Raw genomic sequence first — 13,847 nt, forward strand, 5'->3', positions numbered from 1 at the left:
AGGTGGTTCTCCCGTGCGAAAAGCCCGAACACCCGTCCACCCCGTCGTCGAGGAAGTCACCGAGCGCATCGCCGCGCGCAGTGCCGCCACCCGCAGCGCCTACCTGGCGCGCATGGCCGCCGCCCGCGCCGAGGGGCCCGCCAGGGCCGGCCTCGCGTGCAGCAACCTCGCCCACGGCTTCGCCGCGTGCGGCGGCGAAGACCGCATCGCCCTGCGCGGGCTGCGCAAGCCCGGCATCGCGATCGTGTCCGCCTACAACGACCTGCTCTCCGCGCACCAGCCGCTGGACGAGTTCCCGGCGTGGATCAAGGACGCCGCGCGCGAGGCCGGCGGGGTCGCCCAGTTCGCCGGCGGCGTGCCCGCCATGTGCGACGGCATCACCCAGGGCCGCGCCGGGATGGAGCTGTCCCTGTTCAGCCGCGAGGTCATCGCGATGGCCACCGGCATCGCCCTGTCGCACGAGATGTTCGACGGCGCGCTGCTGCTCGGCGTGTGCGACAAGATCGTGCCCGGCCTGCTGATCGGCGCGCTGGCCTTCGGGCACCTGCCCGCGATCCTGGTCCCGGCCGGGCCGATGACGTCGGGGCTGCCGAACAAGGAGAAGGCGCGCGTGCGGCAGCTCTACGCCGAGGGCCGCGCGACCCGGGAGGACCTGCTGGCGGCCGAGTCGGCGTCGTACCACTCGGCGGGCACCTGCACGTTCTACGGCACCGCGAACTCCAACCAGCTGGTCGTCGAGGTGATGGGCCTGCACCTGCCCGGCGCGAGCTTCGTGCACCCGGGCACGCCGCTGCGCCGCGCGCTGACCGAAGAGGCCGCGCGGCGGGTGGTCGCGTTGTCGCGGGAGGCCGGGTACACGCCGCTGGCCGAGGTGATCAGCGAGCGTTCGGTGGTCAACGGTGTGGTGTCGCTGCTGGCCACCGGCGGGTCGACCAACCACACGATGCACCTGGTCGCCATCGCCGCGGCGGCCGGGATCGAGCTGACCTGGGACGACTTCGCTGACCTGTCGTCGGTGGTGCCGCTGCTGGCCAGCGTCTACCCGAACGGCAGCGCGGACATCAACCACTTCCACGCCGCGGGCGGGGTGCAGGTCCTCATCGGCTCGCTGCTGGACGCCGGGCTGCTGCACGAGGACGTCCGCACGGTGGCCGGGGACGGGCTGTCGCGGTACCGGTCGGAGCCGGTGCTGGACGACGGCTCGCTGACCTGGCGCGAGGTGCCGGCGCGCAGCCTGGACGAGGACGTGCTGCGACCGGTGGACAACCCGTTCGCGCCCGACGGCGGGCTGCGGATGCTGTCCGGCAGCCTCGGGCGCGCGGTGATGAAGGTGTCGGCGGTCGCGCCGGAGCACCGCGTGGTGCGGGCGCCCGCGCGGGTGTTCACCTCGCAGGAGGGTTTCACCGAGGCGTTCCGGGCCGGTGAGCTGGACCGGGACGTGGTCGTGGTGATCCGCAACCAGGGGCCGCAGGCGAACGGCATGCCGGAGTTGCACGGCCTGACGCCCGCGCTCGGTGTGCTGATGGACCGCGGGCACCGGGTCGCGCTGGTCACCGACGGCCGGATGTCGGGCGCGTCGGGCAAGATCCCGGCCGCGATCCAGGTGACGCCGGAGGCCGCGGCGGGTGGTCCGCTGGCGCGGGTCGCCGATGGTGACGAGGTCGTGGTCGACGCGGTCGCCGGGCGGCTGGACGTGCTGGTGGACGAGGTCACGCTGGCGGCCCGGCCGCTGCGGGACGCGCCGCCGGATGAGGCATCCTGGGTCGGCACCGGCCGGGAGTTGTTCACCGCGCTGCGCCGCGCGGTCGGGCCGGCCGATCAGGGAGCCGGCGTGTTCGGGCCGATGACCCCGGGGCACTTCGGTGCGCCCGCGCGAGTGTGAGGAGAGACGTGAAGACAGGGCATGACGTGCTCGAGTTGTCGCCGGTGCTGCCGGTGGTCGTGGTGGACGACGCCGCGGACGCCGTGCCGCTGGCGAAGGCGCTGGTCGCGGGCGGGATCCGGGCGATCGAGCTGACGCTGCGGACGCCGGCCGGGCTGGCCGCGATCGAGCGGGTCGCGGCCGAGGTGCCGGAGATCGTGGTCGGCGCGGGCACCGTGGTGACGCCGGAGCAGGCTCGCCAGGCGGCGGACGCGGGTTCGGCGTTCCTGGTGACGCCGGGCTGCACGGACCGGTTGCTGGAGGCCGTGTCCGGGACGGGGTTGCCGTTCCTGCCCGGCGTGAGCACGGTCTCGGAGGCGATGCGCGTCGCCGAACACGGCATCACCGCGCTGAAGTTCTTCCCGGCGGAGGCCAGCGGAGGGGTCGCCTACCTCAAGGCGCTCGGTGGGCCGTTGCCGCAGCTGCGGTTCTGCCCGACGGGCGGTGTCACGGTGCAGAACGCGCCGTCCTACTTCGCACTGTCCACAGTGGGCTGTGTCGGCGGAACCTGGCTGACCCCGAAGGACGCTGTGCGGGCCGGCGATTTCGGGCGGATCGAGCAGCTGGCGCGCGAGGCCGCGGCGCTGCGCTGAACGGTTTCGCGACCGCCGCCCGTGGGGGGCGCGGGCGGCGGTCGCGAATTCAGCTCCCGATTGGGGGCCGGGCCGCCCGGGTACTAGCCTCACGGCACTCGTCTGGCGAGGGGAGATCGCCGTGGGATGGGAGTGGCTCGCCGATCCGGGTGACTGGGCGCCCCGGCTGCTGTTCCAGCGGGCGCTCGCCGCGATCTACCTCGTCGCGTTCCTGGGCGCCGCCCTCCAGTTCCGGCCGTTGATCGGCGAGCGGGGCCTGCTGCCGGTGCCCCGGTTCACCCGCCGCGTGCCGTTCCGCCGCGCGCCCAGCCTGTTCCACTGGCGCTACTCGGACCGGCTGTTCGCGGGCGTCGCGTGGACCGGCGTCGTCATCTCGGCCGCGCTCGTCCTCGGCCTGTTCGACCACACCCCCGTGTGGGCGACCATGCTGGCGTGGCTGGTGCCGTGGCTGCTGTACCAGTCGATCGTCAACGTGGGCCAGATCTGGTACTCGTTCGGCTGGGAGTCGCTGCTGCTCGAGGCCGGGTTCCTGGCGATCTTCCTCGGCCCGGCCGACACCGCGCCGCCCGTGCTCGTGCTGTGGCTGCTGCGCTGGGTGCTGTTCCGGCTCGAATTCGGCGCCGGGCTGATCAAGATGCGCGGCGACGCGTGCTGGCGCGACCTGACCTGCCTCTACCACCACCACGAAACCCAGCCGATGCCCGGGCCGCTGAGCTGGCACTTCCACCACCTGCCCAAGCCGCTGCACAAGGTCGAGGCCGCGGCCAGCCACTTCACCCAGCTCGTGGTGCCGTTCGCGCTCTTCGCCCCGCAACCCGCCGCGAGCGCGGCCGCGCTGCTGATGATCCTCACTCAGCTGTGGCTGGTCGCCAGCGGGAACTTCTCCTGGCTGAACTTCCTCACCATCGCCATCGCGCTGTCCGTTGTGGACATCATCCCGGCGCCGGTGCCGGAACTGGCCCGACCGCCGGTGTGGCAGCACGTTCTCGTGATCGGGCTGACCGTGCTCGTCGCGGTGCTCAGCTATCGTCCGGCGCGCAACCTCGTGTCGCGCGAGCAGGTGATGAACACCAGCTTCGACCGGCTGCACCTGGTCAACACCTACGGCGCGTTCGGCAGCGTCACCAAGGTGCGGCACGAGATCGTCATCGAGGCGACCGACGATCCCGCGCCCGACGAGAACACGGTGTGGCGCGAGTACGAGTTCAAGGGCAAGCCCGGCGACCCGCGGCGGCGGCCACCGCAGTTCGCGCCCTACCACCTGCGGCTGGACTGGCTGATGTGGTTCGCCGCGCTGTCCACCCGGTACGCCGAATCGTGGCTGCCCGGTCTGGCGGAGAAGCTGCTGTCGGCGGATCCGGGCACGCTGAAGCTGTTGCGGCGCGACCCGTTCGACGGCAGGCGGCCGGCCTACCTGCGGGCGCGGCTCTACCGGTACCGCTTCACCACCCCGCGCGAGCGCAGGGAGACTGGGGCGTGGTGGGTGCGTGAACCGCGGGGCCCGGTGCTGCCGACCACGAAGCTCGGGCCGCACGGCGCGGTGGTCGCCGTCGACTGAGGAGGACGGGATGCACGCTGGCCGGCTCGCGGAGCTGCTCGGCCGGTGGTCCAGCGGCAGCGAGCCGCTCTACCTGAAGCTGGCCGCGCGCCTGGAGGGCCTGGTCGAGCGGGGTGAGATCCCGGCCGACGGGCGCCTGCCGACCGAGCGCGCGCTGGCCGCGGAGCTGGCGGTCAGCCGCAACACCGCGGTCGCCGCCTATGACGTGCTGCGTGACCGCGGGCTGGTCGAGCGCCGCCGCGGCAGCGGCACGTTCGTGCGACGGCCGCCGCGGCCCGGGCGCGGGGTGGTCGCCGAGTTCAACCCGATGTTCCTGCACCTGCTCGACCCGGTGCCGGATCTGATCGACCTCACCTGCGCGGCGCCGCCGCCGCCCGCGTACCTCGCCGAGGTCGTCGCCGAGGCCGCGGTGGGCGACTTCGGCATCGGCTACCACCCGTCCGGCATCCCGGCGTTGCGGCAGGCGATCGCGGACCACTACGCCGCGCAGGGTGTGCCCACCGATCCCGCGCAGATCGTCGTCACCTCGGGCGCGCAGCAGGCGATTTCGTTGTTGGCGCAGCTGTTCCTGCGGCCCGGCGACGCGGTGGCCGTCGAGGAGCTGACGTACCCGGGCGCGCTGGACGCGTTCCGCGGCGGCGGGGCGCGCATCCTCGGGGTGCCGCTGACCGCCGACGGGGTGTCGGTGCCGCACCTCGCGGAGGTCGTCGGCGGGGCGAAACTGGTGTACCTGGTGCCGGCGTTCCAGAACCCGACCGGCTCGGTGCTGCCGCCGCACGCGGCGCGGCGGGTGGTGGCGCTGTGCGAGTCGCACGGGGTGCCGCTGGTCGACGACCACGTGCTCGCCGACCTCACGCTCGACGGTCCACGGCCGGCGCCGCTCGCCCGGCACGGGAGCGGGGTGATCAGCGTGGGGTCGCTGAGCAAGCTGATCTGGGGCGGGGTGCGGATCGGCTGGGTCCGGGCCGATCCGCGGACCGCGGCCGACCTGGCGCGGCTCAAGGCGGTCGCCGACCTCGGGACGGACGTCGTCGCGCAGGCGATCGGGGTCGCATTGTTCGCGCGGTTGGGACGGTTGCGGGCGGAGCGGCAGGCGGAACTGCGGGAGCGGCGGGACCAGGTGGTGCGGGACTTGCGGGCGGCGTTGCCGTCGTGGGAGTTCCGGACGCCACCGGGTGGCCAGACGCTGTGGATCCGGTTGCCTGGGGCCGATTCGCGGCGGTTCGCGCAGTTCGCGTTGCGGTACGGCGTGGCGTTGCTGGAGGGCACGTCGCTGGCCGCGCACGAGTCCAGCGGCGAGCACATCCGGGTGCCGTTCACGCTGTCGCCGGAGGCGTTGTCCGAGGCGGTGCGGCGGTTGCGGAAGGCGTGGGACGACTATCCGGGCGCCAATGACGCGGGATTGGCCCTGTCCGGCGCGGCCGCGACCGGCGAGGGTGATCGGCATGCGACGTTTCCCGCCGAGCGCGATGACGAGTCTGCTGGACGAGAGTCCCCGGTACGACCTGGCCGAGAGCACCTGCGGTGACCTGACGGTCGCCGAGCTGGTCGATGTCGGCAGGCTGGCGAAGTTCCCGCTCGGGTACGGCACTTCCGCCGGTGACGAGGAGTTGCGGGCGCTGCTGGGCGCGCGGCTCGGGGTGTCCGCGGACGAGGTGCTGATCACGGCGGGCGCCGGAGCCGCGCTGTTTCTCGTCGGGCTGGTCGCCGACGGGGAGGTCGTGGTGGTGCAGCCCGGGTACCCGCCGATGCTCGGGCTGGCGCGGGGGCTCGCGGAGCGGGTGCGGACGGTGCGGCTGCGGTTCGAGACCGGGTACCGCCTGGATGTGGCGGCGCTGCGGACGGCGCTGACCGCGCGGACGCGGCTGGTGATGCTGGCGACGCCACAGAACCCGGCCGGGGTGGCGTTCACCAGGGACGAGATCGACGCGGTGTTGTGCGCGACGGCCGAGGTGTGCCCGGAGGCGGTGATGCTGGTCGACGAGACGTACCGGGAGGCGGCGTATGCGGAAATCGAGTCGTTCGCCTCGGTTTCGCCGCGGGTGCTGACGTGCGGGTCGTTCTCGAAGGCGCACGGCGCGCCGGGGCTGCGGATCGGCTGGCTCACCGCGCGGGACCCCGCGTGGTACGAGGAGCTGCGCCGGGCGAAGTTCACGAGCGCGGTGTCCTGCGGCACGCTGGACGAGTTCCTGGCGCTGGAACTGTTGCGGCGCGCGGACGAGGTGCTGGCCGGGAAGCGGGCACGGATGCGCGCCGGGCTCGCCGAGGTGGCCGCCTGGGTGCCGCGGCAGAACGGCCGGGTGACCTGGCTCCGCCCCGACGCGGGAGCTTTCTGTTGCCTGCGCGTGGATTCCGGCGCACCCGAGTTCTACGAACACCTGGCGACGGCCGGGGTGGCAGTCTCCCCAGGCGACTGGTTCGGCGACGACCCGGCCGTCTTCCGGCTCGGCTTCGCCCACGAACCGGTCGAGCGCCTGCGCGAAGCGCTGGAGCTGATGAGCCAGGCGCTACAGCCCTGACCAGAAGGCCAGCAGGCCGAGGCCTCGCAGCAGCCCCGCGATCGGATAGGGCGCGCGGAGACCGAAGAGGTGCGCGACGAGCCCGCCGGTGAGCGCGCCGAACGGCATGAGCCCCCAGCCGAGCAACCGGTAGACGCTGTTGACCCGGCCGAGGATCCCGGCCGGGACGAGCTGCTGCCGGAGGCTGACGGTGACGATGTTCCAGAGGGTGGTGACGAACCCGTTGGCGGCCAGCAGGAGAGCCAGCACCAGTGCGGTCGGGCTGAGGCCGATGGCTATGAAGATCACGGCGTTCGCCACCAGCGCGAGGCGCAGGGTGCGCCGGGCGCCGAGGCGGGCGGGGACGTCGAGTACCCCGGCGAGGAGGCTGCCGACGGCGGCGCCGGTGAGGAGCAGGCCGTAGCCGCCGGTGCTCAGGTGCAACGTCTGCGTGGCGAGCAGGACGAGGGTGGCGTTGCCGAGTTGCGCGCAGAAGGTGTTGACGGCCAGCAGCGCGGCGAGGGTGCGCAGCAGCTTGTGCCGGAGCAGCCAGCGCAGACCTCCGGTGGCCGTCGAGCCGGCCTGCCTGGGCCGGTGGCGGGGCAGCGTGGCGAGGAGCGCGGCGGAGAGGGCGAAGGTCACGGCGTCGAGGGTGAGGGGCAGCGCGGCGGAGACGGCGAAGAGGAGACTGCCCAGGGGTGGCCCGGCGAACTGCTGCCCGGTGGTCGTGATCGCCTGCTGGTAGCCGTTCGCCTTGGGCAGCAACGGTTTCGCGACGAGGTCGGGCAGGATCGCCTGTGCCGCGTTGCCGAAGAGGACCTCGCACGCGCCCAGGCCGAAGGCGATCGTCGCCAGTGCGGGCAGGGTCAGTGCGTGCAGTGCGGCGAGGACAGCTGCGGTGCCGGTCAGCAGCGCCTGCACCGTCTGGGTGCGCCACATCAGGGTGGCCCGGTCACAGCGGTCGACGAGCGCGCCGGCCGGGAGGGACAGCAGCAGCCACGGCAGATAGGTCACGGCGGACAGGACCGCGATCAGCCGCGAGTCGGGTGTCAGGGTGGTGGCCAGCAGGGGGATCGCCGCCGTGAACGCGCCGTCGCCGAGGGCGTCGACGGCCGATGCCCACCACAGCCGCCAGTAGGTACCGGTCATGCGGTGAGGGTGTCGGGCCCGGGTCGCAGTGCGGCACCGTTGAGCGGTGGGCTACATACTCGGATCATGCCCCTGACGGTCGAACTGGACGTGTCCGAGCTGGCGGCGACGCGGTTCGCGATCTCGCCGCTGTCGGAGACGGTCGCGGGGTTGCAGCAGCTGGCGGGGCACGTGCGGCGGGCGGTGCACTTGCCGTGGGTGCGGTGGGCGGAGGCCGAACTCGCGCGGGAGGCGCTGGACCTGCCGGGGTTGTGGCCGTTGATCGCCGGTGACCGGGCGAGCTGGCCGTCGTTCCTGATCCCGGCGCCGCGCGGAGCGGGTCCGTCGCTCGAGGACGATCTGGCGGTGGTGCGGCGGACCACGGCCGGCCAGGTGCGCGCGAGCCTGGGCCGCGTTTTCGGTGCTGATCTTCCGCACGGTGTGGCCGCTTTGGCTGCCCACCCGAGTGCGGGCATGGAAGCGATCACGGACGAGCTGCGGAAGGCGTATGCGCGGCTGATCGAGCCGCACTGGCCGCGGATTCGCGCGGTCCTCGAGGCGGACGTGGCGTACCGCGCGCGGCAGCTCGCAACGGGCGGGGCGGCACGGCTGTTCGGCGGCCTGCACCCGGACTTGAGCTGGCGCGCGGGCCGGCTGGTGCTGGCTGGTGCGGACCGGGCGGTCGAGCTGGGGCCGGGCGGGCTGGTGCTGATGCCCGTCGCACTCGCCCCGGCGCACGTGATGATCAAGCGCCACACGACAACCCAGACGACGATCCGCTACCCGGCGCGTGGAGTGGGGGCCCTCTGGTCCGCGGCGATGGCGCCGGTGCCCCCTGTTCGCGCCCCGGCTCGCCGGTCCGCGCAGAGGGGAGCCGGGCCGCTGGCTGCTCCCGGGCGCGGTGCGGCTGGCCGATCCGCGCTCCGACCGGCCGACCATGCCGCGCCGGAGGCGACTGGTTCAGCGGAGCGAGCCGCGCCGCAGCCGGCGGGAGGCACCGCACCACCGGCAACGACTGTCCGCGGTTCGGCAGACCAGCCCGCACCCCAGCCGGCCCGCCACTCCGCACCACCACCGGCGACGGCCCCCAACGCGCCAGACCAACCCACACCCCAGCCCGCCAAGCGAGCCGCACCACCGGCGGCGACTATCCATGCCCCGGCAGATCAGCCCCACACTGCACCGCAAGCGGTGACTGGCCGCAGCACGGCAGATCAGCCCACATCCCAACCGGCCAGCCAAGCCGCGCCGCAGGCAGGGAACGACCGCGGGCCGGCGGACCTGTCCGCGCGACAGCCCGGGAGGCAAGCCGCGTCGCGGGTGGCGGGCGTTCGCGGGTCGACACACCGCTCCGAGCCACAGCCGGCCGGGGGCGCAGCATCGGGGGTAGCAGGCGTTCGCGGGTCGGCACGTGAGGCCGACATTCTCTGGGCGGCGCGGCCACCGTCGGCCAGCGCGGTGCGGTTGCTCGGCCGCGCCCGCGCCGAACTGCTGACGGCACTCCACTCCCCCGCGACGACCACCGATCTGGCCCGCGCGCTCGCCGTGACGCCCAGTGCGGTGTCCCAGCACCTCCGCATCCTGCGTGAGAACGGTCTCGTGACGCGGGAGCGGTCCGGTCGCAGTGTCCTGTACGTGATCACGCCCCTCGGCGAGGCGCTGATCCGTGTCGCGGGTGGGCGAGAGAACCAACGGTGAGCGCGCGAAGTCGCCATTTCGTACGGCTGTCAGGAACGCATTTCGTGGCGTGAATTGTCCACAGCGACCGCACGAAAAGTCATTCTCGCGGAGAACAGCCAGCCATGCGGCGGGCCGTGGGACCGCTGTTCGCTGGTTGCCCCGGATTGTGAAGAGGGCGAGGCCCGGTCGATCAGTCACTCGACCGCCCTGGGCCTCGCCTACCCGTACTCCTGAGCAGTGGGCGGCAGGGCTCGACCGACGGCCGCGGCAGTGACCAGCACACGCCAGCCGCATCGCAGCCGGCCGCTGCCGTCCCACACACAGCGCACCCACGACAAAGCCCACCGCGGGAATCTGCGGTGGGCTCAGTCTTGGGTCCGGGAAGAGCGGGCTCAGTCCAGTGTCGCGTCGTCCAGGGGGGTGGCGTCCGCGCCGGCGTTGCGGAGCTCGTCGCGCACCACGGTGTACGCCAGGCCCTGCGGGTAGCCCTTCCGGGCGAGCGTGCCGAGCAGCCTGCGCGTCGCGGTCTGCTCGTCCAGCGTCGTCATCGTGCGGAGGCGCTTGCGCACCAGCTCGCGCGCCCGCTGCTCCTCCGACTCGCGGTCGATCTCGCCCGCCGCCTGGGCCGCCACCTCCGCGTCCACGCCCTTGCGCTTCAGCTCGGCGACCAGCGCGGTGCGCGCCAGGCCCTGGTAGGCGTGGCGCGAACGCACCCACTGCTCGGCGAACGCGGCGTCGTCGATCAGGCCGGCGTCGTCCAGCTTGCCGAGCAGCTGCTCACGGATCTCGTCGTCGAAACCCTTGCGCCGCAACGCCTGCCGCAGCTCGTCCTTGGTGCGGGCGCGGATGGCCAGGAGGTCGAAGCAGACCTCCTTGGCCTTCTTCCACGCCTCGTCCCGGGACAGCTCCTTCGGGTCGAACCTGGGCATCGATCAGAAGTCGACCGGGGCGGGCTCGGCCGCCTCGGCGTCGACCTGCGGCCCGATGCCGAGCTTCTCCTTGATGCGCTTCTCGATCTCGTTGGCGATGTCCGGGTTGTCGCGCAGGAACTTCCGCGCGTTCTCCTTGCCCTGGCCGAGCTGGTCGCCCTCGTACGTGTACCAGGCGCCGGACTTGCGCAGGATGCCCTGGTCGACACCCATGTCGATCAGCGAGCCCTCGCGGGACACGCCGACGCCGTACAGGATGTCGAACTCGGCCTGCTTGAACGGCGGCGCGACCTTGTTCTTCACGACCTTCACGCGGGTGCGGTTGCCGACCGCCTCGCCGCTGTCCTTGAGCGTCTCGATGCGGCGCACGTCGAGCCGGACGGAGGCGTAGAACTTCAGCGCCTTGCCACCGGTGGTGGTCTCCGGCGAGCCGAACATGACGCCGACCTTCTCACGCAGCTGGTTGATGAAGATCGCCGTGGTGCCGGAGTTGGACAGCGCACCGGTGATCTTCCGCAGCGCCTGGCTCATCAGCCGGGCCTGCAGACCGACGTGCGAGTCACCCATCTCGCCCTCGATCTCGGCGCGCGGCACGAGCGCGGCCACCGAGTCGATGACCAGGATGTCGAGCGCGCCGGAGCGGATCAGCATGTCCGCGATCTCCAGCGCCTGCTCACCGGTGTCCGGCTGGGACACCAGCAGCGCGTCGGTGTCCACCCCGAGCGCCTTGGCGTACTCCGGGTCGAGCGCGTGCTCGGCGTCGATGAACGCGGCGATCCCGCCCGCCTTCTGGGCGTTGGCGACCGCGTGCAGGGCGACCGTCGTCTTACCGGAGGACTCCGGGCCGTAGATCTCGATGACCCGGCCGCGCGGCAGGCCGCCGATGCCGAGTGCGATGTCGAGCGCGATGGCGCCGGTCGGGATCACGCCGATGGGCGGGCGGGTCTCCTCGCCCAGCCGCATGACGGAGCCCTTGCCGTACTGCTTGTCGATCTGGGCCAGGGCGAGCTCGAGCGCCTTGTCCTTGTCGGGTGCTGCTGGCATGGAAATCCACCTCGTCGTCAGAGCCTGTGGGGCTGGTGTTCGAGTTTGTTTTCGCTGTGGCCCGAGACTACGGGCGGGGTCCGACAATTCCGGGCGCCGAGACGAGGCTGTGGATCGTTGACCCCGATGTGGACAACACAATAGCCGAACACGTGTTCGAGGCAAGAGCGACACACCCGCGAGCGCGGATTTTCCGGGAATCGGTCACCGGCGCTCCGGCGGGACGTCGAACTCCGCGCACACCGCCCGCCAGATCTCCTTCGCCGGGGTGCCCTCGGCCAGCGCCTGCTCGACGGTGCGGCCGCCGAGGCCGCTGAAGACGTGGTCCTTCGCCAGGATCTCCGCCCTGCCGGGCCCGAACTCGTCGGCCATCAGCTGGCGGAACACGGTGATGCGCATCGAACCCAGGGTAGCGACCGGCGCGCCGGGTACCGTGTCCGCATGACCTCCACGCAGGAGATGCCGTCCTGGGGCCCCACCGCGATGACCGTTGCCTCGGCGGCCGTCCTGGTCGCCGCCCTCGTGGTGGCGCTGCGGGCGCTGTGGAACATGCGCAACCGGAAGTAGCTACTCCCCGGGCTGCACGTGCTGCTCGAAGTAGGTGGCCAGGTCGCCGGCCGAGAGCGGCGCCTGCCCGGTGCCCGCCTTCTGGTAGACCACCCCGGCCAGCGGCCGGTCGGCGACCGTGAACACCAGCACCGCCGAGCTCCGCGCGGACGCCGACGAGTAGCTGCCGTCCAGGCCGTTGCCCCTCCACCCGGCCCGCACCTGGTTGCCGCCGACCGCGCCGAGCAGCCGGTCGGTGTACTCCTTCACCTTCGCCGCGGACACCCCGTGCAGGTAGGTCACCTGCGCCCCGGCCAGCGCGGGCGCCGAGCAGGTGGTCAGCACGCCGATGTTCTCGTTCTCCGGCGGGGCGATGTCGCCGGTGCCCGCGCCCGGCGCGCACTGGCCGTCGGCGATCGTCCCGGCCAGCTGGCGCAGGCAGCCGGTGAAGCCGGACGGGTCGGCGGCGCCGGGCTGCTGGCACTCGGCGGCGCTGAACGTGGTCGCCGACGAGCTGGACGACGGCCAGAACAGGTAGGTGGCGACGGCGGCCAGCACCACCACGACGACCGCGGCGACGCCGGCGACCAGCTTCTTCCGGTCCTTCTTCGGCGGCGCGGCCGGGGGCATGCTGGGGAAGTTCGACGGCGCCGGCTGGTACCCGGCCTGCGGGTACGGCGACGCGCCAGGGTAGCCGCCCGGCGGGGTGCCCGGCACGGTCGCGACCGGGGGCGGCGGGAACCCCGGGGGCGTCCCGGTGGCGGCGACCTGCCCCTCGACGTTCTGCGTGCGCATGCTGATGCCGTCGCGGGCCACGTGGTGCGCGCCCAGCGCGACCGCGGTCTCCGGCTGGTCCAGGCTGGTGGGCACGATGCCGAGCTTCTCCGCGATCATCGACCCGACCAGCGGCAGCCTGCTCGACCCGCCGACGAGGTAGATGCCGGCCAGCCGGTCCGGGGACAGCCCGGCGGCGGCGACCGTGCGGCCCAGCAGCTCGACGCTGCGCAGCAGGGCCGGGCGCACCAGCGCCTCCAGCTCGCCACGCGTCACCAGGACGTCGTTGAACGGCTCGGGCATCGGCACCTCGGTCTGCGGCAGCCGGGACAGCGCCTCCTTGGCGGCCTTGACGTCCTCCTGCAGCGCGCGCCGGGTGCGCCGGTCCGCGGTGGACTCCGGGCGCAGCAGCCGCTGCCAGCGCTGCGGGTCCGAGTGCGAGACCTCGCGGCCGACGTGCACCATCAGCGCCTGGTCGACGTCGAGCCCGCCGAGGTCGGGCAGCCCGTCCTCGGCCAGCACGGTGAACCCGTTCTGGGTGGCGCCGACGACCGCGACGTCGAACGTGCCCGCGCCCAGGTCGTACACCGCGAGCGCCTGGCCGGGCGCGGGCGAGCGGCCGGGGAAGGAGGCGAAGTGCGCGGCCGCGGCGACCGGCTCGGGCACGAGCAGCAGCGGGCCAGTCAGGCCGGCCAGCCGCGCCGCGGACAGCAGCACGTTGCGCCGGGTCGGTCCCCACTGCGCCGGGTGGGTGAGGCGGACCTCGTCGGGCAGGTCGCCGCCGAGCTGGCGGGTGGTCTCGTCGAGCACGCGGCGCAGCACCGCGGCCAGCGCCTCGTTGACCGGCACGACGTCCTGGCCGAGCAGCAGCGTCTGCTCGTCCACGCGGCGCTTGGGGTTGGGCTCGAAGCGGGTGGGGTCCAGGCGGGCCCGGCGCTCGGCGTCGCGGCCGACCACGAGGGTGCCGCCCTCCTCGGCGAACACCGCCGAGGGCATGGTGGCGGAGCCGTCCACCTCGACCACGCGCGGCGGCCGTCCGTGCGCGGACAGCACCGCCACGGTGTTGGACGTACCGAGATCCACCGACAGGATGCGCACAGCTCTTCCCCTCACGATCCACCCAGGCCAGGACGTGATGCTGCCACGCTGCCCGGGACCGCGCGTGCGGCACCCGCG

12 protein-coding genes are annotated in these 13,847 nt (G+C 73.1%); 7 read left to right on the forward strand and 5 right to left on the reverse strand.

Translation table 11 applies throughout. The features are described from left to right. Positions 1-13 precede the first annotated feature (13 nt). The 5 genes from edd to ABZ215_RS05335 all read left to right on the forward strand — a co-directional run bounded on the left by edd (position 14) and on the right by ABZ215_RS05335 (position 6,591). On the forward strand, positions 14-1,882 hold the full coding sequence (edd, locus tag ABZ215_RS05315; protein ID WP_354711528.1) for a phosphogluconate dehydratase: 1,869 nt from the start codon (positions 14-16) through the stop codon (positions 1,880-1,882). Positions 1,883-1,890: 8 nt separating this feature from the next. Further along, positions 1,891-2,514: a bifunctional 4-hydroxy-2-oxoglutarate aldolase/2-dehydro-3-deoxy-phosphogluconate aldolase gene (gene eda / locus ABZ215_RS05320; protein WP_027936108.1), complete on the forward strand. Its 624-nt coding sequence runs from the start codon at positions 1,891-1,893 to the stop codon at positions 2,512-2,514. 121 nt (positions 2,515-2,635) lie between these two features. Next, positions 2,636-4,072 (forward strand): lipase maturation factor family protein, encoded by a 1,437-nt coding sequence (locus ABZ215_RS05325; RefSeq protein ID WP_354947884.1) that lies wholly within the window; start codon positions 2,636-2,638, stop codon positions 4,070-4,072. Between the two features lie 10 nt (positions 4,073-4,082). Then, entirely contained in the window at positions 4,083-5,600 is a 1,518-nt protein-coding gene (locus ABZ215_RS05330; protein ID WP_354947886.1) for a PLP-dependent aminotransferase family protein, read from the forward strand. Continuing rightward, positions 5,518-6,591 (forward strand): pyridoxal phosphate-dependent aminotransferase, encoded by a 1,074-nt coding sequence (locus ABZ215_RS05335; protein WP_354947887.1) that lies wholly within the window; start codon positions 5,518-5,520, stop codon positions 6,589-6,591. The genes ABZ215_RS05330 and ABZ215_RS05335 overlap by 83 nt, the downstream gene beginning before the upstream one ends. On the opposite strand, the gene ABZ215_RS05340 is transcribed toward ABZ215_RS05335, so the two are convergent. Then, complete coding sequence (locus tag ABZ215_RS05340; protein ID WP_354947889.1) at positions 6,580-7,719, reverse strand: MFS transporter; 1,140 nt, start codon at positions 7,717-7,719, stop codon at positions 6,580-6,582. The two genes, ABZ215_RS05335 and ABZ215_RS05340, sit on opposite strands and share 12 nt — an antisense overlap. A 66-nt stretch (positions 7,720-7,785) precedes the next feature. Between ABZ215_RS05340 and ABZ215_RS05345 the strand changes: the two genes are divergently transcribed. Further along, positions 7,786-9,396: an ArsR family transcriptional regulator gene (locus tag ABZ215_RS05345; protein ID WP_354947891.1), complete on the forward strand. Its 1,611-nt coding sequence runs from the start codon at positions 7,786-7,788 to the stop codon at positions 9,394-9,396. 374 nt (positions 9,397-9,770) lie between these two features. On the opposite strand, the gene ABZ215_RS05350 is transcribed toward ABZ215_RS05345, so the two are convergent. The 3 genes from ABZ215_RS05350 to ABZ215_RS05360 form a co-directional block, all read right to left on the reverse strand. Next, positions 9,771-10,307 carry a regulatory protein RecX gene (locus ABZ215_RS05350; protein WP_020419628.1) on the reverse strand — a complete coding sequence of 179 codons (537 nt, stop codon included), beginning with the start codon at positions 10,305-10,307 and terminating at the stop codon, positions 9,771-9,773. Positions 10,308-10,310: 3 nt separating this feature from the next. After that, positions 10,311-11,351 (reverse strand): recombinase RecA, encoded by a 1,041-nt coding sequence (gene recA, locus ABZ215_RS05355; RefSeq protein ID WP_017983956.1) that lies wholly within the window; start codon positions 11,349-11,351, stop codon positions 10,311-10,313. Between the two features lie 204 nt (positions 11,352-11,555). Beyond that, positions 11,556-11,750: a DUF3046 domain-containing protein gene (locus ABZ215_RS05360; RefSeq protein ID WP_017983957.1), complete on the reverse strand. Its 195-nt coding sequence runs from the start codon at positions 11,748-11,750 to the stop codon at positions 11,556-11,558. Between the two features lie 42 nt (positions 11,751-11,792). On the opposite strand from ABZ215_RS05360, the gene ABZ215_RS05365 reads away from it, so the two are divergent. Next, positions 11,793-11,918 (forward strand): hypothetical protein, encoded by a 126-nt coding sequence (locus ABZ215_RS05365; protein ID WP_354947893.1) that lies wholly within the window; start codon positions 11,793-11,795, stop codon positions 11,916-11,918. Here the strand turns inward: ABZ215_RS05365 and ABZ215_RS05370 are convergent, their stop codons facing one another. Further along, entirely contained in the window at positions 11,919-13,769 is a 1,851-nt protein-coding gene (locus ABZ215_RS05370; RefSeq protein ID WP_354947895.1) for an Hsp70 family protein, read from the reverse strand. Positions 13,770-13,847: the final 78 nt, after the last annotated feature.

Source organism: Amycolatopsis sp. NPDC006131, from assembly GCF_040614175.1.
In the GTDB taxonomy this organism is placed as follows: domain Bacteria; phylum Actinomycetota; class Actinomycetes; order Mycobacteriales; family Pseudonocardiaceae; genus Amycolatopsis_E; species Amycolatopsis_E tucumanensis.